The 503-nt window shown below is 45.3% G+C and carries 2 protein-coding genes; one reads left to right on the top strand and one right to left on the bottom strand.

From position 1 onward, the window contains the following. On the top strand, positions 1 to 259 hold a 259-nt coding region (locus R7P64_RS24785; RefSeq protein WP_318124303.1), incomplete at its 5' end, for a J domain-containing protein. A gap of 128 nt (positions 260 to 387) precedes the next feature. Here R7P64_RS24785 and R7P64_RS24875 read toward each other — a convergent pair. Then, positions 388 to 503 (bottom strand): hypothetical protein (locus R7P64_RS24875; protein WP_411979343.1); only part of this gene is annotated, 116 nt, incomplete at its 5' end.

Genomic DNA, 503 nt, shown 5'->3' on the forward strand with positions numbered 1-503 from the left:
AGCGAACAAAGATGAAGTTCGTCGATTACTCAATGAGTTTTGGAGTCGTTATCAACGCTTTGTCGGCGGCGCCTCGGAGCACAACATCGATAAAGCGAAAGCGCTTAAACTCTTTGACCTAGCGGGTGATGCATCTCGTACTGAAATCCGCCGACAATGGCGGAAACTGGCGTTACGCTGGCATCCTGATAGAGAAAATGGCGATGCCGAAAGATTCAGAGTGTTGTGCGAAGCATGGAACGTGCTTCGAAATGGATAAATAGTAAATAACTACCTACTGTAGTTGGTGGTTTAGGACTGAAAATAAAAAAGGCAGCGATAATTGCTGCCTTTTTGTTTTAGACGAGCCAGACTTGGATAAGTCGTGATACGTCAAATACAAAATACTTAGTGTGAAGGTTTGAACTGTGACTTACGCATACGGTTAAGTGCTGCCATCACATCCAAAGTACGAGGTTTTGCAAGGTCACCTTGTTTAGGCAGTGATGCGTGCCATTCGCCCG

The organism is Vibrio sp. 2304 (genome assembly GCF_033339475.1).
Taxonomy (GTDB): Bacteria; Pseudomonadota; Gammaproteobacteria; order Enterobacterales; family Vibrionaceae; genus Vibrio; species Vibrio alginolyticus.